This window comes from Acetobacter sp. DsW_063 (genome assembly GCF_002153745.1).
Taxonomy (GTDB): Bacteria; Pseudomonadota; Alphaproteobacteria; order Acetobacterales; family Acetobacteraceae; genus Acetobacter.
In genome coordinates, this window is record NZ_JOPL01000067.1 from 1 (window position 1) to 17,136 (window position 17,136).

General features: G+C 65.0%; 20 protein-coding genes. All 20 read right to left on the reverse strand.

Going from position 1 to position 17,136, the window contains the following annotated elements:
• Positions 1–130: 130 nt before the first annotated feature.
• A complete protein-coding gene (locus tag HK28_RS09545) occupies positions 131–925 on the reverse strand; it encodes a DNA adenine methylase (protein WP_233140467.1) in 795 nt (264 codons plus the stop codon).
• Between the two features lie 284 nt (positions 926–1,209).
• Positions 1,210–1,980: a hypothetical protein gene (locus HK28_RS09550; RefSeq protein ID WP_086644358.1), complete on the reverse strand. Its 771-nt coding sequence runs from the start codon at positions 1,978–1,980 to the stop codon at positions 1,210–1,212.
• Positions 1,977–2,471, reverse strand: coding sequence for a hypothetical protein (locus HK28_RS09555; protein WP_143217387.1), 495 nt, complete (start codon positions 2,469–2,471; stop codon positions 1,977–1,979). Before HK28_RS09555 ends, HK28_RS09550 begins: the two co-directional genes overlap by 4 nt.
• Positions 2,472–2,474: 3 nt before the next feature.
• Positions 2,475–3,122: a hypothetical protein gene (locus tag HK28_RS09560; RefSeq protein WP_233140468.1), complete on the reverse strand. Its 648-nt coding sequence runs from the start codon at positions 3,120–3,122 to the stop codon at positions 2,475–2,477.
• Positions 3,115–3,534 carry a hypothetical protein gene (locus tag HK28_RS09565; protein WP_086644360.1) on the reverse strand — a complete coding sequence of 140 codons (420 nt, stop codon included), beginning with the start codon at positions 3,532–3,534 and terminating at the stop codon, positions 3,115–3,117. The genes HK28_RS09560 and HK28_RS09565 overlap by 8 nt, the downstream gene beginning before the upstream one ends.
• The gene (locus tag HK28_RS09570) at positions 3,534–5,807 is read right to left on the reverse strand and encodes a GDSL-type esterase/lipase family protein (protein WP_086644361.1); all 2,274 of its coding nucleotides are present in this window, start codon (positions 5,805–5,807) and stop codon (positions 3,534–3,536) included. The genes HK28_RS09565 and HK28_RS09570 overlap by 1 nt, the downstream gene beginning before the upstream one ends.
• A 3-nt stretch (positions 5,808–5,810) precedes the next feature.
• Positions 5,811–6,533, reverse strand: a complete 723-nt coding sequence (locus tag HK28_RS09575) for a hypothetical protein (RefSeq protein WP_158093440.1) — start codon at positions 6,531–6,533, stop codon at positions 5,811–5,813.
• 14 nt (positions 6,534–6,547) lie between these two features.
• A complete protein-coding gene (locus HK28_RS09580; protein WP_086644363.1) occupies positions 6,548–6,823 on the reverse strand; it encodes a hypothetical protein in 276 nt (91 codons plus the stop codon).
• Positions 6,820–7,137 (reverse strand): hypothetical protein, encoded by a 318-nt coding sequence (locus tag HK28_RS09585; protein WP_086644364.1) that lies wholly within the window; start codon positions 7,135–7,137, stop codon positions 6,820–6,822. Before HK28_RS09585 ends, HK28_RS09580 begins: the two co-directional genes overlap by 4 nt.
• Positions 7,134–7,343, reverse strand: a complete 210-nt coding sequence (locus HK28_RS09590; RefSeq protein ID WP_086644365.1) for a hypothetical protein — start codon at positions 7,341–7,343, stop codon at positions 7,134–7,136. The genes HK28_RS09585 and HK28_RS09590 overlap by 4 nt, the downstream gene beginning before the upstream one ends.
• A gap of 1 nt (position 7,344) precedes the next feature.
• The gene (locus HK28_RS09595; protein ID WP_086644366.1) at positions 7,345–8,154 is read right to left on the reverse strand and encodes a hypothetical protein; all 810 of its coding nucleotides are present in this window, start codon (positions 8,152–8,154) and stop codon (positions 7,345–7,347) included.
• Positions 8,154–8,777 (reverse strand): putative phage tail protein, encoded by a 624-nt coding sequence (locus HK28_RS09600; protein ID WP_086644367.1) that lies wholly within the window; start codon positions 8,775–8,777, stop codon positions 8,154–8,156. The genes HK28_RS09595 and HK28_RS09600 overlap by 1 nt, the downstream gene beginning before the upstream one ends.
• Positions 8,774–8,899, reverse strand: a complete 126-nt coding sequence (locus HK28_RS14440; RefSeq protein ID WP_255376467.1) for a hypothetical protein — start codon at positions 8,897–8,899, stop codon at positions 8,774–8,776. Before HK28_RS14440 ends, HK28_RS09600 begins: the two co-directional genes overlap by 4 nt.
• Before the next feature lie 4 nt (positions 8,900–8,903).
• Positions 8,904–10,151 carry a hypothetical protein gene (locus tag HK28_RS09605; RefSeq protein WP_086644368.1) on the reverse strand — a complete coding sequence of 416 codons (1,248 nt, stop codon included), beginning with the start codon at positions 10,149–10,151 and terminating at the stop codon, positions 8,904–8,906.
• Entirely contained in the window at positions 10,148–11,230 is a 1,083-nt protein-coding gene (locus tag HK28_RS09610; protein ID WP_086644369.1) for a baseplate J/gp47 family protein, read from the reverse strand. The genes HK28_RS09605 and HK28_RS09610 overlap by 4 nt, the downstream gene beginning before the upstream one ends.
• Positions 11,227–11,706 carry a phage GP46 family protein gene (locus HK28_RS09615; protein WP_086644370.1) on the reverse strand — a complete coding sequence of 160 codons (480 nt, stop codon included), beginning with the start codon at positions 11,704–11,706 and terminating at the stop codon, positions 11,227–11,229. Before HK28_RS09615 ends, HK28_RS09610 begins: the two co-directional genes overlap by 4 nt.
• Before the next feature lie 51 nt (positions 11,707–11,757).
• Entirely contained in the window at positions 11,758–12,339 is a 582-nt protein-coding gene (locus HK28_RS09620; protein ID WP_143217389.1) for a phage baseplate assembly protein, read from the reverse strand.
• The gene (locus HK28_RS09625; RefSeq protein ID WP_086644371.1) at positions 12,339–13,649 is read right to left on the reverse strand and encodes a phage baseplate assembly protein; all 1,311 of its coding nucleotides are present in this window, start codon (positions 13,647–13,649) and stop codon (positions 12,339–12,341) included. Before HK28_RS09625 ends, HK28_RS09620 begins: the two co-directional genes overlap by 1 nt.
• Positions 13,646–15,055 (reverse strand): DNA circularization N-terminal domain-containing protein, encoded by a 1,410-nt coding sequence (locus tag HK28_RS09630; protein WP_086644372.1) that lies wholly within the window; start codon positions 15,053–15,055, stop codon positions 13,646–13,648. The genes HK28_RS09625 and HK28_RS09630 overlap by 4 nt, the downstream gene beginning before the upstream one ends.
• A partial coding sequence (locus HK28_RS09635) for a phage tail tape measure protein (RefSeq protein WP_086644373.1) occupies positions 15,052–17,136 on the reverse strand: 2,085 nt, incomplete at its 5' end. The genes HK28_RS09630 and HK28_RS09635, both read right to left, overlap by 4 nt.

Sequence of the window (17,136 nt, forward strand, 5' to 3'; positions counted from 1 at the left end):
GACCGCTGCGCTCATACATTCATGTCCGCAATCCACATCGCAGCAAGCTTCATCTTTGAAGCGCGGCAGTTGGTTTGGAACCGTCGGACACATTGTTTGGAACCCCAAAAGCTCGTCCGACGGACCATTCTCAGCCCCGTTTAAGAGGGGTGTTAGACACCAATAATTCGCCTCTTGGAGCGCGCTCAGCGTACCGACTATCCAGCCCATACGCTGCCTCAACCTCCATCAGATTGAACGCCGCGAACACCTCTCTCGTCTCTGGCCGGTCGTTTATCGAGAGCACAAACGTCCCCCGCAGAGACGCCAGCTGGTCAGCCAGCCTCCCAAACTCGGCGCGGTCGAACGCCGCCGCGTAATAGTCCTCCGAGCCCCAATACGGCGGGTCGAGATAGAACAGCACCCCCGGCCCGTCATATCGCTCGATCAGCCGACCATACGGCAGACACTCGATCGTCACCGACGCCAGACGGTGATGGATATCGTCCAACGCCGGGAGCAGCTTGGTGACGTCGAAGCGGGCCGTCCGCTGCGCGTAATTGAACGTTTGCCCGCGAACCTTGCCGCCATAGGCGATCCTCTGGACGTAGAGCAGGCGCACAGCGCGCTCCAGATCAGTCAATGACTCGGGCGCGGTGTCGCGCAGCCTCTCGAAGTGCTCTCGTGACGTCACCTGCCAGCGCAGCATATCGGTCAGCGCGACGAAATGCCGCTGGAGCACACGAAACAGATTCGCGACCTCCCCATTTAGGTCATTGATGACCTCACAGCGCGCGGGCGTCGGCCGCCGCAGGAATACGCCCGCCATACCCACAAACGGCTCGACATAAGTCTGATGAGGGATCTTGCCGATGATATCGATGATCAGCGACGCAAGGTTGCGCTTTCCGCCGACGTAAGGCGCGGGCGTGGAAAGCCCGGACATTTTTACCTTTTGCATATACGTGGACACTCATAATGACCCGGCCTCTGCAGAGGTGACGGGTCGATTCATCGAGCGTGTGACAGCACGCGGCTCGGCTGTTCCAGCAGCCTCGCCCCCGTCTTGTTAAGGAGACGGGGAAATCCGGACGAGCGAACTGCCGCTACGGACGCCCGCTACCGTCCCCTGGCCAGCGCCATTTCATACGAGCGCGCACACAAAGCGCGATCACGACCCCCAGCGCCACGGCCCCGAACACGGAGCCGCCCGCGAACAAGGCTATCTCGTCAGACACCGGCCGACGCCCGCATCTCGGCGACCAGCGCATCCAGCGCCTCGCCATTGACCGACACGCCATACACCGTCGTCCAGTTTTGCCGCGACACCAGCCCGTAAGCCTCGTCGCAGAACTGCCGCATGAACGCGGCCGACATGCGCTTATCGTCGCCCCAGGTGTTCAGATAGAACCAGTCGGCGTCATAGCCATGCAGCCACACGCAATGACCACCGGCGATGCTGTTGTCACGCGTGGGGCTGTAATCCCAGTCGCCGCAACCAACGACGCAAGCCCACTCAGGCAGAGACAGACCTATATAAAGACCGCCCAGAAACGCGATTGACCGTCGCGCGCTCACCGCATCCTGCGGACCGACAGCCCCATACGCGGTCAGGTAGTCGCGCGTCTGTCCCGGTCGCTCGAAACCCTCCACGCGCCAACGGTCCAGAACATCTACCTCGACCGCCCCGTTGTCGTTGGCTCCAGTAGAAACATTGAACGGCGGGTTCGTGGCGGCAGCGTAGTTATTCAGAACCTGAGCGCCCGTGAGCAAAACCGGGGCCTGGGCGACGCCAGTCCACGTCCGGATCGCGCTGGCGACGCCCACCTGGGTACAACACCCGTAACGGTCGTTCCCCCACATCGGCCAGTCGACCTTTTGCGCCCAGTTCACTGCGGCAGGAATCGCGGGGAGCGCGCGCGCCAGCGGCGCAGCCATCCGAAATGTGCGCGGATCGTGACGGGCAGGCAGTTTACCCAGAGGCCGACGGGCAGCGGTCATGACGAACCTTTCTGAAGATAGGCGTCGGCGTCGTAATCCGCCGGCAGCATGGTGTGATCCGGATAGAGCAGGCAGTCGCGCACCAGCGGCGCGCAGGCTGCGCTGGCGCTCGTCGTCAGCGACGACGTGGCGACGAAGTGAATGCTGGCTACTCGGCCATCGCGGATGCGCGCCGTCATGCGACACGATTCCGATGCGCTCGCCGACACTGTCGGTTTGACGAGGTCGCCCAGTAGCGGAACGGCCCCGGAGAGCGACGGCGTCGACCAGTTATTGGTCGGAAAAGTCAGCGCCCACTGGCGCGGCGCGATCCGCATCCGCTCCGTCGGCTGCCCGGCGCACGCGAGAAAATCGGGCAGCGTCATCCCCACCAGGTCATGGCGCGCACGGCCGGGAAGCGCGGAGCATCCGGCCAACGTCAATAGCGCCGCCACAAAACCCATAGAACGGCGGCTGATACCGTCATCCCGGCGAGGAGCACGACGCACCATGCGTCAGCGCGGTTGCGCGACGTGGAGGGTCCGCAACGCCTGCGCCTCGGACATGGCAAGCTGGCCGGCCGACGTCCCGGCCAACGCCGCCTGGAACACAGACACCACCGTCCTGATCGCTGAAAGACCAGTAGAGAGCGTGCTTTTCGCGCTGTCCGACAGCGCGCTGCCCGCGCCGCTCAACGCATTCGCGGCGACCGTGTCCGCCTGCTGGAGATCCGCGAGGATGCTGTCGATCGCCGTCTTGTAGCTGGTGTCGTCATAGGAGACGGACACGGAACTCCCCGCTGCCGTCTCGAACGCGGTCAGCGCGGCGGACAGCGTCGTTTCAATCGCAGCACCGGCCGTCGCATAGGTCGTGAGCGCAGGAAACGCCGCCGCGAGCGTCGTCAGCGTGCCGAGCATATTGAGCCCGGCCTGACCATAAGCGACCACCTTGGCGACGTTGAGCGTGGCGGTCGTCACATTGCCGGACGTCGAGACCGTGCAGCCCTGTGTCGCCCCCAGCGTCGCGAGCGCCGCCCCGGTGACAAGCGCCTGCCCACAGAAACGTCGACGGCCGCGATTATCGACCGTCTCGACGTTGACGAGACGTGCTGGCCCTGCGAGCGCGAGGAACGGAGCTTTGATTGTCTCGACAAGATTACGCATCTTTGTGATCTTCCATGGTTATCGCGCGCACGTCCGGCGCCCGCTGTGGAAAAGGGAAATCAGGAAGCGGATGGAATTCGCGCGGTGGCTCACCGAGGCGTGCATCCAGCTCGTGGACGATCAGCCGCGCCGCAATCGCCTCGGCCTGCACCTGCGCCACCGCTTCCGACGCGCGCCAGCGATCGCGGCGCAGATCGTCCAGTTCGGTCACATAAGACCGCTGGAGCGCTTCAAGCTGCTCGGCCCGAGCCACGGCCAGACCGATCAGGCGCAGGGCCATATCAGACGCGTCGTGCTCCCGCTGGCGCGCGAGGCGCCGCATGCGAAGGCTATGCCCCCACCATCCGGTCGCGGCTGACAGCGCCCAGGCGGCCGGTCCTGCTATCTCATTCCACGCAGCGAGCATCGGCATCAGATCGAACTGAACGAGCGGGGCGGCGGATTGACCGACGAACCCATAGCAGCGACGGCCGCCGGGGAGATCGTCTGCCGGGTCGCAATTCCAAGCGGATGTGTGCCGTCCGCCGACAGCGACACCATGGCGGCAGTAAACCACCCAGTCGTCGGAACCCACGTGATCAGCCCGTTGTTGACGGCCCCGATCGCCGCCTGCAACGCCGCCGTGACTGTCGTCCGATAGGCCGCCGTCATATACGAGCCGTTGCCCTCATACGGCTGCATCACGACGATTGGCGTGTTCGGGAACTGGTCGACCAGCGCCGTCAGAAACGTCGTCATCGCCGTCTGCACAGCCGCTTGCGTAGCCTTCTTTCCGCCGTCGTTAGTGCCCTGGTTGATGACGATCAGATCCGGCGAGGTCGTGAAATCGCGCGCCTGCCCGGACCACAGATAGTTCCACGTTGTCGGGATCGGCGGAACGCTGCCATTGCCGCTGATCGTCAGCCCCTGACCTGTGAAAGCGACGATCCCGACATCCACCCCGACCGCATCTGCAAAACGCCAGCCCCACGCCTGCGTGACATCGCTCGCCGATGCGTCGGTGTTCGTGCCGGATACGATCTTCGCGAGCGTCTGATACCCTTCGGTGATGCTGTCGCCGAAAATCAGAATTTTTTTGCGCCTGCTCGCTGCGACGGCGGTGACGCTACCCCCGGTAGCCACGAGGATCGATGTCAGCGTCAAAGCCGTGGACTGAGGCGTCCATCGATTCTGCGTGCAGGTCGCCGATGCGAAGATCAGGCGGCACGTGTGAATCGGCCAACCGGCGGTAGCGGCCGGCATTGTCGCCGTGATTGACGACGCCAGCGTGTAGAGCGTCGCCGTACCATCGATCACCAGCCACACGGTCGGCAGTGGCGCCAAGTTCGCCGATACATCGAAATTCAGCGTCAGAGACGAACCGGAAAAGCAGAAATCCAGATAAGCGCCCGGATTAATCGACTTGGCCGATGTTGACCCAACCAGCCAGTTCCACGCCGAATAAGTAATCGCCGCATTGTTCGGCGCGATCGTCACGCCGCTCAGAACAGGCGTGGCGCTCTGCTCGACGGCAAGGGTCGTGCCCACGCTGTTGGTCGCGCCAACGTTGACGTATTCCAGCTCGCCGTTCGTCAGGCCGCTGATCGTATAAGTCCCCGCCGCCGCCAGCGTCGCTATCGACGCGCCGGACGCCACACCCGCTGAGGTTCCGGCATAAATCGGGTAACCTGTGATCGTGGCGCCGCCGTCTGAAGATGGCGCCTCCACCGTAACCAGCATCGACCCGTTGCCGGGCGTCAGCGTGAAGGTCGGCGCGCCTGGCGCTGTTGCGCCGGCTGATACGGTGATCGACAACGCGGCCGGATCCGCAAGGCCGGCGTTGTTTGTCGTGGACAGGGAGCCAGATCCGCTACCGCTCGGTGTGAAGGTGAACGTCTGGGACGCCGTGGCGCCGGCCGCGAAAGTCAGCGACGTCGGCGAGAACGTGCCCGCGATCGTGCTGGCTGGCGTCACTACCGTCGCCGAAGCCACCGCGCCGGTCGGCTGAACTGTATAAGTCGCCGCCGAGCCAACCGCGAGAGTCGCCGATCCGGTCAGCGCGTATGCAGTCGCGGTCGCCGCCCCGACAGAGTCGTTGCCGTTACCGTCGAGATGGTAGAGCGCGACGAGGTCGGTCTCAGACCCCGTGTAGGGCGAGGTTGAGGGTGTGTATGCCCCGCTGTCTCGCGCGGGCGAAAAGACCGCGACCTCGTCGATAACGCCCTGATTGGTGTAGGCTGCGGACGATCCGGGATAGACGCCAATTCCGAAAGCCGACGCTGTCCAGCTGAAACTGGTGACGCTTGATGTCGATCCTGACGCCACCACCACGCCGTCGACCAGCAACTGACCGGTCGCCGCAGTCGCGTTGTAGATCGCGGTGATCGTATGCGCCGCGCCATCGGCGATCGACGCTGTGCTGGTCAGCGCCAGATTCGACCCGCCTACATACCCGAACCACACCTGCACGAGGCCGGCCGTCGTCACGGACATCGACACAAGTCTGTCTTGCATCGCGATAATGCTGTTGCGGGTCGTCGGCTTCGCGGCAAACAGCACGCGCGCCTCAAGCTCGACCGACGTGGCCGCCGCAGAGAACAGGCTTGCCGCCGCGACGCCATAACCGCCGGGCTGCAGCGCCTGACCGAAACCGGAGATCGGCGACGTCGCATACGTTGCCGAGGTCATCGTGAGATTGTTGGTCATCGATCAGAGCCCGCAGATTACGGTGGCGGATGCGTCGTCGGTCCCGCAGGTCAGCACGCTGACAGACCCCGCCGTTGTGCTGATCGTCGGAGCCGCTCCCCCGGATGTGAGGTATTTGAGCGTGCCCGACGCTGCTGGCAGTGCGACCGCGTAGCCGCCCGCTGACGGCTGACGAATCAGCAATGTCACGCGCGTCCATACCCCGGCCGTGCCGCCGGAAAATGTCACGGCCATCGCGGCGGCGGGCGTGATGTCGTAGACGACGGAGCCGTACGCCGGGATCACCGCTGCGTAGCTCGTCCCCGGAGATGATACCGTGACCGCAGATGTTGTCGCCGCATTGGCGGTCGTCTGCGCCTGTGTCGCAGCGGTCTGGGCTGCGGTGATCGTCGCTGTCAGAGCCGACGACAGTGCTGCGACCGCCGCATCCGCATAGGCCGTCGTCGCGATCTGCGTGCTGGCGCTCCCGGCCGTCGCCGTCGGCGCTGTCGGCACGCCGGTCAGGGCAGGCGACGACAGAGGCGCGTAAGCGGCCCAGAGCAGCGACAGCGGAGCCTGATAGAGCGTCGGCGTCCCGCTCACCACCCGCACGACCGGCACCACGTCCGTCCCGGCCAGAGACGTCGCGGCCGGTTGCGCCGTAATCTCCAGTCCCGCAGCGACGGCGCGACCGCCGACCAACAGGGAGGCAGCGGAAACGCAGGCGAGCAACGCGATGTTCCGCATTTTTCCAATCCTGATCATGGTGTGACCTCTTCCTGGTCGACAGTCAGCGGCTGGCCGTCCACGGTCAGCGCGTTCGGCAGCACGTCGGACGAGGAGCCGAGCGCCGCGACGATCTGCGCCGCGACCGTCGACCCGGACGCGATCGCCGCGAGCGTCGTGCCGTCATCGAGCGTCAGCAGCAGCGCCCCGCTCTCGTCGGTGGCGGCGCTGACGACGGTCGCCTGCGGCGCCATCGGAAACATCGGATAGACGCGCACGGACATCAGCGCGCTCATCAGCGGCCCACTCATCGCGTCACTCCGCGTAGAATGGTGATCATCCATGGCTCGGTCGGCGTCGTCAGACCGTTTGGCCACGTCACGTTGAGGTCGCACCACATCTGGCCGAATGGCCATTGCGTGGTGTCCTGCACCGTCAGCTGCACGGCGCCCGGTTGCGCCAGCACGGCCGTCACGGCGGGTGACGCAACGAGGGTGCCCAGCGCATCGCGTATCTGCGCCGCATATGTGCATCCGGTCAGATCCGCGACGCCGCCGTGGGGCGCATCGATCGCGACCAGCATCGCGAACGGCAGGCCGACCTTGAATCGCAGCGTGCCGTTCATGCGTCGATCCAGTCCGGCGCGCCGTCTGCGCGCGCGCCGCGCTTTTTGCCCGACGGCGGGTGATTCAGCGCGAATACTCGGAACACTTCCTCGGAAACCAGAATCAGATCGTCCGGTAGCCCCGCGTCACTCTTGCGATAGGCGTCCAGCATAGAGGCCGGGTAGAAGGAAAGCCGTGATGGTGACCAGAAATGATGCGTGTCCATCTCAGTATCCCTCCACCCGCCACGTCGCCGAGTAAGACGGATAAATGCGCACAGTCATCGACGTCAGCCCGATATTGGACAGAGCCACCGAACTGGACGTTCCCGCTGTCGCGTTGATGATGTTCGCGCTCTGCCCCGTCACGACTTTTGTGAAAGGGATCGGGAAGGCCGGGTTGTAGATCACCTCGGTCGCGACGCCGCTTGTGCCCTGGTAAATGTTCGTGCCCGACTGGCTGATGAAGCCGTCGGGCTCGCGCCGATACGCCAGCATCTGCACGCCGGTCGCTCCGTTATAGGCAGAGGAATAATCCGACAGCCCGATCAGCCGCCCGGACCATGAAGGGCTTATGAACTGTGGACCCGCCAAAGACTTCGAATAAATCAGGTTCGTGCAGAAATCGTCGCCCGTCGCCGCAGGCAGCGAGCGCACGATAAATCCGTAATCCGTGCCGCCGACCGAGAACCTCACGCCGATGCCGCCGTCGGCCGTGTCGATCCCGATGTTGATCTTGGCGTTTGTCGCGCCCGTGCCCTGATTCGGTCCGTCTCCCTGCTCGACAGGGGTAAATCCTACGGACGCGGCCGTGGCGGCGGCGGCGATGAGCTTCGCGATCGCCTGATACAGCTGTGTCAGATCGCCCGCGTCCGGCGTGAGGCCTGCCGCCGTGATGACCTTCATGATCTCGTTCATGACGGCGTTGCGATCCACGGCAACCAGCGACGTACCGGCAACGCCGTTCGTGAGATCCCTGTCGACGTACTGGCGGATGCCATTGACCAGCGCATTCCCGGTGGCGCTCGTGTAATCCATCAGGTCGTGCTCACATATTCGAAAACCACAGTCAGGTCGGGCGGGTTATTGCGTTTGATCGGACACTCAAGGCCGGTCTCGCGGTTCGGCAGCGTCACCACCCAGACAAACCGGTCGGCGATCGTGCTGCACACATCGACGCCGCAGACAGCCACCCCGCAGATCGCAGGCTCAGGTTCCTCGATCGTCATCGTCACGCCGATCTGCGTGGCCAGACCAAGGAAAAACGCCCACGACGTCCCCGCTGACCCGACCCATCGTCCATTGTCGAACGCCTGCCGTGTCTCAAGCGACATCGTCGTCGGATCGCGCCCGCACGGGTCCGGCCCCAAAACCGCCTCGTAATCGTCAAGCAACAACGTCGATTTCGCCGGGCTGATCTCCCAGGCAAGCGCCGCGATGTCCCCCTCAAGAACCTCAAGAGATATGCCCAGGGCGTTCGCCACAACGCCCAGATTGCTTGAAGCGACGTGAGGAAAAGCCCAGCCCGGCGGCAAAAGGGAGCCCATGAAACCCGCCATGATCTGCTCGCGCGTGCGCGGCGGCGGCGGCCCCTGATCGAGCAGCGGATCGCCGCCCTGATCGAGCAGCGCCGTGCCGGACGTGTCGAGCAGGACGCTCATCGCGCCGCCGCTCCCGTCATCTGCTGAGAAATTCGTGAAATCACCGGCGCGGAAACCTTGAACGGAACCTCCGTCAGCAGGTTCGCGATCAGGTCGACGTCACGGCGAGGCAGCGTCAGCACCACCTCATCCTCCGGCCTGCGTGGCGCTGAAGACGGGGATGCGTCCCTGCTGCCAGACTCCTCCGACCAGGACACCAGCCTGCAACCAGCCATACGCAGGAGCGGCAGTAAAAGGGACCGAAGTATTCGCCGCCACCATGGCGCCATCGAACATGAAATTTCCCCCGCTGGCGCAGGAGAGGAGCATGTTTGCCGATCCATCATTTCCACCATTCACGTAAAGGCCCGCCGCCTGCTGCGCGCTGCCTGCCTGAATCTGCAGCGTCGCGTTGGGCGCCGCATTGGGCGCGATCGCGAACAGCAGATTTCCGCTGCCGTTTTCGAAAAGAAGCCCGTTGTCGTTGAATTCGATGCGCTGCCCGTTCGCGGCAGTCGTGACCGAAGACCAGATCATTGCGCCGGTGTTCGCGCCCTGGACGTTCTGAACGGTCTCGGGCGTCGCCCAGGACAAACCTTGCCGCATCGCCATCATGATCGCGGAGCCGTAGCCGCTGTCCGCCCCGTCCGTGCCGGTCAGCGCCGTCGCCCCGAAGACGATGCCCGCCTTCCACGCGGCGTTGTTGTTGACGATCGTGATCGCGGCTTCACTGTCGCTGACGCCGCTGGTCTGGCCGCCGCCGGACGCAAGCTGCAATCCGTAAACACCGCCCCCCGTATTGGGATGATACGGCGTGGTCTGCCCCGACGCCGCGCCACCAAGGTTCACCGCGTCGAACTCGGCCACGAAGGTCGGCTGATAGTTCACGCCGGTCAGCCGCCACGCCTCGCCATAAAATCCGTAGGCTGTGGCTGCGGTCGGGTTGGACGTGCTGTCCGCGATGCCCCATGCGCTCACGCCGATCGAACTCGGCGTCGAGCCCAGCGCCGTCGTGTTCGCCACCGCGTCAGACGTCCGCGATCCGCCGACAAACCCGCTCGCGCCGACCGTCGAGAGCGCCGCCATCGTCGCGCGCCAGACCGCCCAGCCGCCGATCGACGTCGCCGCCATCGCCGCCGTCAGCCAGTCCGTGGGCGTGTCGTCACGGTCCGATTTACCGTCGTTCGCCGCCGCGCCGCCGACGAACAGACGGTCGCCATATCGCCCGACGGTCGCGCCTTTGTCGGCATAGAAATTGCCGCTGCTCGGAAAACTCGCGGCCGTCCCGGAGATGGAGCCCGTCAGGATGCGTCGCGATTTTCCGCTTGCGTCGACGGCAAAAATGCTCTCCGCGCCGCTGAGCGTAACCAGCAGATCGTAGCTCAGAACGTTCACGTATTGGCGCTCCAGCTGATCGAGCCGAAGACGGACAGCTCGTTAGCCGCCTGCACGATGTTGGCTGCAGGAGAGGTGATCAGATGGCTCGTCTCGCCAACAACGGACGAAAACGCGTCCGACAGCTGCGACTGGTAGAGCGTGTCGCCAAGCCCGGTCCCCGCGTAGTAGGCGGAGACCGCCGAAGACGTCGCCGCGCGCGCCGTCGTCGTGTCCGGATTGATCGAGGCGACGACGTTGCGCTGCACGATCGTGGCGGCCACCACTGTCGCATTGGACCGCACCACCTTGCGGCTTTGATCGTCGATATACGCCTGAATTTGGGCCAATTGCGCGTCCGTCGGCGCCACACGCCCCGGCATCGCGACAATGACGCCGACTGTCCCGAGCCCGAGCCAACCGCCGACGACGTTGACGTAGCCCGCACCTGCGTCCGTCGCCCATTTTTTGTAATCGGCCGCCGTGCCGCCGCCGGGCGGATTGCGGATCGCCGCCAGTATGCGCGCCCGCCAGCTCTCCGCCGCTTCGATCGCGGCGCCCCCGGCGAGACCCGAACTGTCGACGATGATCGACGACACGCCTGTGACCGGCGTCACCAGCGTCAGCGTCGTCCCGGCCGCCAGATTTCCGGCCGTGCCAGTCGTCGTCGCCTGAACTGGCACCGACCCGGTCACTCCGGAGGCAAGGCTGGTTTCCGCCGTGACTGACCACGTTACGGTCCCGTCGACGGTCATGGTCTGGCCGACCGCAAACACGACTGCCGCTGTCGTGGTCGCGAGGACGTTCCCAACCGCCGCCTGCGCGCCGATCCTTGGGGTTTTCCACTGGAGCGCATGGGATGCTAGCAGCCCATTTTCGGTCGCCGTGGTGACCATAAGCTCCAGGCAATAATCTCGCGCGTAGCGGTAGACGCCTGTCATCTCCAGCGAGAAAGCTGCGGCCAGAACCTGCTCGACGCTGCCAGGGACGTTCGCATCCAGAACGACGGACGTCCCATCGTCAGCAGTCACAGGCATGGCCTGCAACGCCGCCGCAAAGCGACGAACGATCTCCGCTGACGTCGGGATCGAAAGCGTCATGCCGACCCCGCCGGAACTGTAATGGAAACACCGGAAACCGTCGCAGTGACCTGCAGAATTCCGGCGCGAAGCCACGTCGCCGTGGTCTGGATCGTCTCGCAACTCCACTGCGCGACGGGCGCAACCGCCTCGGCCGCGTAGCCGATCGCAGCCACACGATCCGTTTCTGACGCCTTCCCGCGCGACAGAAGCCACAGGCGCGATCCCTGACGCGTGCCGGTGGGCAAAAGCATGTCGCCGGGCCAGCCGCGCCGCGAGAACGCGCCGCCGCCTTGCGCCGGCAGCAGCGCAATGGCGTTTGGAAGATTGTCGGTCGCGTCTGCGCGACGGTCGCTGCCGAGCTGTGACAGCAACGCAGACGCCAGCGTCGAGTCAGTGCGGACGCGGCCGCGACCATTGGCCGTCGCGCGAACCACAAGGTCGCAGCAGCCGAGATCGGCGCGATAGCGCAGCATCATTCCAGCGGTCGTCGTCATGCCCGCGATGATCGCGCGCGCGCGATATCCCGCTAATGCTCGACTATTTGATCAGGTGACGGGAGCGCCCGAGGTGCCTGAACCGCTCTGCACGCCTGAGTGCTTATGACCTTCCAGTGAGACGTCGCCAGCCGTGACGTCGCCGGACACCGTGGCTTTACCGCCGATCTCCACGTCGCCGGACACGGTCAGATCGCCCGTGATCGCAGCGCCCGTCGCGGTCACCTGCAGCACGACCTCTCCGCCGACGCGAACGTCGAGCGACGTACGCACGTCGATCCTGACAATCGTCCCGCCTTTCAGATAAACCTTTTGCCCGACGGCGTCGTAAAGAACCGCCTCTCCCTCGCTCAGACCGCCCACGCGCGCCACGGACGGGTTTGACGGAGGCAACGCCAACAGATCAGCCTGATCGCCGCCAAGCGCCACGACATGCGTCACGGCGCCGTCAGTCGGCACACGCGCTCCAAATCCGAACGGGAAGGCGACAGGCACAGCCGAACGTTGTGATCCGTAGAAACCCTGCACATCCACGGTCTGTTCCGCGCCCGAGTCATTGACGCCCTGGACGACCGCGCGAACCGTGTGCGTGCGCGTCGCCATCGAAAGCGCATGCAGCGCGTGATAATCCATCACCGCGAGCCTCGCTGGACGTCGCCCTCAAGATCGTAAGTCGCGGGATCGACCACCGAGATCCGCGTGAAATATCCCTCGGCATTGTCCACGAAGGTCACCGCGCCGATCAGCATGTCGCGGTGAATGTCGGAATACGCGTCGCTCACCGGCACCAGCGTGTTGGGCGTCCACAGCGCGCCGCCCATGCTGTGGCCTGCGACCGTATAAACGCGGGCGGTCCCATGCGCGCGGGTCGTCCGCATCCGCCACAACGCCTGATCCTGCAACGTCCAGGGCGTCCCGTCCGTTCGCGGCTTTGTCGCCTGGCGCTTCTTGCTCCGCGTTGCGCCGGTCGCGTGATAGGCGTCCGGATTGAGGCCCTGACTGCGGAGATATCCGGCGGCGTCAGAGTCCAGCGCAGGGTTTCCGGCATTCTGCGTCATCGCTGATCCGCCGCTTTGCGTCGCCGCCGCCCAGACGCGCGGACGCCAGCGTCCAACATTCGGATCGACGGCATGGCCATAGCGCACGACGGCCGCCGCCTCCTGCGTCGAAAAAGACTGTCCTGGCGTTGCGCTCAGGACGCTCTCAGATGGCGCTGAGTCTGCGCTCAGGGTAGCGGTCTGCGGTCGCAAGGCGCTGCGAAAACTGCCCTTCACCCAAACGTCGGAGAAATGCTCGCGGACAGAGATGTTCGCGTCGATCGAAAGCACATTGCCCGGAAACGTGAGGGAACCCGCCGATCTTTGCGTTCCGGCTTTCGTCAGTCGCACGCCGCCGACGCCGTCGGACACGACAAGAACACCTCTCTGGCGCGACAATTTGCCGATCGTCGCCATGGCCGGCTCGATGTCGAGCGCCACCAGCGTGAACGGCGCGCCGAGGTCGGTGTCGGCGTCCACCGTCAGTCCGAACGGCGTGGCCAACGCGCTTACGACATCCACCAGCCCGATCTGGCGATATTCCGCAGGCCCGGTCGGATTGGCGGTGCAGTCGACCAGGTCGCCCACCACGTCGCGCCCTGCGAAAGTGCCTGAGGCCCCGTCGTTAGAGATGCGCAAGGCGAGATCCTCGACGCTGCCGCGAAGGACCGTCTGATCCAGCACGCGGATCTCGACCGACTGATGCTCTCTGATGATCGTGGCGCCCGTTGAAGCAGCAAAGCCCGCCGCCTCGTCGCGCCCGGCGTCGTCGAACTCCACCCTGAATTGTCCGCAAATGTCCGCAAGATCGCGGCCAACCTCGACCGATTGACGCGTCGCCAGCTCGACGCCGTCCACGAACACACGGATCGGCCGACGCGGCGCTGTAATGAGCGAACCGCTCACGACGACGGCTCCAGCGCCTGCACGGCGCCGGGGCCGGCCAGCGCTGGATGCGCAAGCGCGTTGCGCGATACGAGATCGTCCCAGGTGGCGGCGACTTCCGAGGGCGTGTCGCCCGCGACGGCGTAGGCGATCAGCCACGCATTGACCGGAGCCGAAACCTGAACGCTCACAAGCGCGGGCAGACGGCCGAGCTGATCGCTGATGTCCGCAGTCACGGCCGCACGCGCATCAACGACAGCCTGCGCCAGCGCCATGACAGGCACAGCGGCCAACGCCTCCATAACCTCGATGTCGGACGTCAGGTCATCGAGCGCGGCAAGCATCGTATCGCGCGACGTCAGCGCGTCCGGCTGGCTGGCGTAGGTCTCGTCCGTCTGCGCCGCCAGCGCCTGCGACACCGTCAGCGCGCGGGTTACGACGCCGAGCGCCAACACCGTTCCCGGCGTCACCGAAGACGCCGCCAGGGTCGTCATCGCGCTCCCGATCGATGTCGCGGCGGAGAGAAGCAGCGTCGTCGCATACGACGCGTCGACCGTATCGGACGCATCGCCGACCACCGCCGTCGAAGCCGCCACCGCCGTAGTCGTCTCGCCGCTGACAGCGTTCGTGATCGCAGCCGGGACGGCGGACAACACCGTGACCACCGCATTCGCCCACGTCGTATCGGCGTTCGTCGTCGGCTCCGCCACACCTGCGTCGAGCGACGCGAGCGCCGACGCCGCAGCAGTCTGCACAGCCACGGGGGCTGACCCCAGAAGGCCGTTCCACACCCCATAGGCGGCGGAGATGACGGACGATACGCTGCTGGCGAGAGCGCCAGCCACCGACAGCGGAGAGAGGATGCCCTGCGCCATCAGCGTCGCCTGATCGACCAGCGAGTCCGCCTGCGTGAGCACGTTCTGGAGCGTGTCCGCGATCGAGGAAAAAAGACCGCCCGACGTTGACGCGTCCGGCTCGCGCACAAACGTCGCCTCGAAACGCGCAACGCCGATCGCGCGATCCGAAAAACTGATCGTCGCCGGCTCCATCAGCCGCGCGCACAACGTGCCCCACCAGGGATGCACCAGCGTCGCGGGACCGGCCGTCAGAAGCGCCGTCCGCATGCGCGTCGCCCGGATCACATAGTCGTCGCCGATGATCAGCCCACGGACGCGCATGATCTGGGGCGCCTGCCCGAAATCCTGATAACGCCAGACGTCGGAACCGGGAAACAGCAACTGCGTCACGCGTCGGCCGATCTGGTCGTCCGTGTCCGGAGCGTAGAACGTAACCCCCGACCAGCTGCCGGTCGCAAGGATGGAGCCGAATGCGGAGCCGAGCAGGCCCCCGACCGTGCCGACGGAACTCAGCGCGGAAATGCCTTCGCCCTGGACAAGCGCGCCAAGTGACTGAAGCGAACCGCTCATGGCTGCGTCACCATATTGCCCGTGTTCGTGGTCACCCGCGCACGTGTGCTCCCGCCCGTCTGACGCACTTGCAGCCCCGGCGCGGCGGTGATGTGCAGATGCAGTTCATCGCGGCCGCCATTGGCCGATGCGCCATGCGTCTGCGATGCGGCGGCCGGGGCGGCTTGGGCCATGACTGGCACGCGGGGCGTCCAGTCATGACTGAACAGCACGCGCGCGGGCGACGACATGAACAGATGCTCGACCCCGTGCAGGGCGGTCAGCAGACCGTCAAAGATATGGGAGAACTGTTCGCCGAGATACGTCGAGATCGAGGACGCCCACGACGACATCCAGTGTCCAAGGCCGGTGAAGTATGGGCGCAGTGCGTCCCAGTGATGCACGACCTCGTACGCGACGAAGCCAAGCGCAGCCAGAGCTGCAACCGTCGCTCCAACCGGATTGGCGATCAGCGGCAACAGACGCGGGATAGTCGCCAGCGCCATCCGCGCGCCGATCGCACGCAGCCCGACAAGCCGCAGGACCGATCCGATCAGCGCAAGCCCCCCGCGCAACGGCGCAGCCAACGCACGAAGCACCCCCAGCACCGTCGCGAAAGCGAGGAAACCGCCCGTGGCTCCGGCGATGGAAGATCCCCAACCGCCGGTCACCCGGTTCAGCCAGTCAAACCCCTCGGTCAACAGATGCACGCCCGTTGTCAGGACGTTGAGAGTCGGGACGAAGGACGTGCCGATGCGGCGCTGAAGCTGGCCCAGCCCATCCTCGAACGACTGCAGACGGATCAGCGTGGATTGCAGTCCGGTGTCGAAATCGTCGTCCACCATCTTTGGTGAAGTATTCTGCAGGCGCGTGCGGATCTCCATCATCTGGGAGAACTGACGGATCATGGCTGAAGCACCAGTCTGATCCTCCATGCCAACGAACAGATCCGAAATCGCGTGCTGGCGCTTCAAGGGTTCCCTGATGGCCATAATGCCATCCATGACAGCGGATAATGGATCACGACCCTGCTTGTTGGCCTGATCCATAATGTCGCGAGGATCCCAACCAAGAAGCTGCCTAAAGCGTCTCCGACCATGCTGACTGGTCAGCGTGGACATCACCTGCCTGAGATCTGTCGTAGCTTTACCTTCGCCACCAACGTTCTTCCGGATGATAGCGAGCATGGATGAGAGATCGGCCAACCCCTGTGGCCCCCGCACGCCCAGTTGCGCCGCCGTCGCCGCCACATCGGGAAACAGCGGAGCAAGCTGCTCGAGAGGCAACGCGGATTCCTTGCCTACCCGCGCGACTGTCGCCAGAGCGGTCGGCAACTGCTCTTTCGAAATGCCCAAATTCTGATTGAGAGCAAATGCTGTTTTCGCGACGGCGTCTGGAGCTGAGTTATAAGCCGTCGATATTTTCGCAATCTGGGGCAGAAAAGCCGTGATGTTATCGAACGAATACCCTTCCTGACTTAGAAACGACGCGGCGCCTGCCAATTCTGTGCTGCGCTGTCCCGTTTGACGCGCAATCGCATCGATCCTCTCACCGAGCGCACGCGCGAACGGCGCATTTGCTGCACCGTCCTTGCCCAATGTGATTCCGACATGCGTCAGGTCGTTGTCATACTCGGCCGCCGCATGAATCGGCTCGATCAACCCAAACCCCGTGGCCGCCGCGCCGAACGCGTGGCCAACGCCGCTCTCGATACTGTCCCCGAAGCCGCCGACTGCGCGACCAACGCCGCGAAGCCGATCCATGCCGGACGACCCGTCGCCAGATGCACCGCCATAGCCCGCGTGAAACTCGTTCATCGCGCGCACGCCAGCCATGGCGGATTTCATGCGATCGGCGGCTGACGCCACCCGGTTCGCCGCCTCCTCGGCCTCGCCGCCAACAGCGGCCAGCCCGGAACCGGCCGCGCCGGCGCTGGCCGACGTGGCCCCCAGCGCCTCGTCCAGCGCAGCCGTCGCCGTCGCCACGCCCGCCATCGCGCCCGACGTCTCGGACAACGCCTCGTCAAGACCGACTGTCGCCTCACTCACGCCCGTCACGGCGCGCGTCGTCTGGGACAGCGTTTCATTCAGCCCGCGCGCGGC